This window comes from Bartonella sp. AA86SXKL (assembly GCF_042196885.1).
In genome coordinates this window covers 1-518 of record NZ_JBHIRE010000607.1, presented here as the reverse complement: position 1 = coordinate 518, position 518 = coordinate 1, and the positions used below count along the sequence as shown (strand labels likewise).

1 protein-coding gene is annotated in these 518 nt (G+C 44.0%); it reads left to right on the top strand.

Annotated elements, in window-relative coordinates:
* The coding region (locus ACFIO5_RS13535) for a translation initiation factor IF-2 (protein WP_375705696.1) at positions 1 to 518 on the top strand (518 nt) is incomplete at both ends.

Here is a 518-nt window from a genome sequence, read left to right as displayed (position 1 = left end):
ATTACCTTTATTGATACACCTGGACACGCTGCCTTCACAGCTATGCGTGCTCGTGGAGCTCGTGTTACCGACATCGCTGTTCTGGTTGTTGCCGCTGATGATAGTGTTATGCCGCAAACAATTGAATCAATCAATCACGCAAAAGCTGCTGGGGTACCCATTATTGTTGCCATTAACAAAATTGATAAACCAACTGCAAATGCGCAAAAAGTGCGTACAGAACTTCTGCACCACGAAGTGTTTGTTGAAACAATGGGCGGAGAAACTTTGGAAGTTGAAGTTTCTGCTAAAACTGGTCAAAATCTTGATAAACTTCTCGAAGCTATTCTTCTTCAAGCTGAAATTCTTGATTTGAAGGCTGATCCCCAACGAACCGCTGAAGGTGTTGTCATTGAAGCGAAACTGGATCGAGGACGTGGATCTGTTGCAACGGTGCTTGTTCAAAAAGGAACATTGCATCCTTCTGATATTATCGTTGCTGGCAATGAATGGTGGCGTGTACGTGCTGTGATTGACGA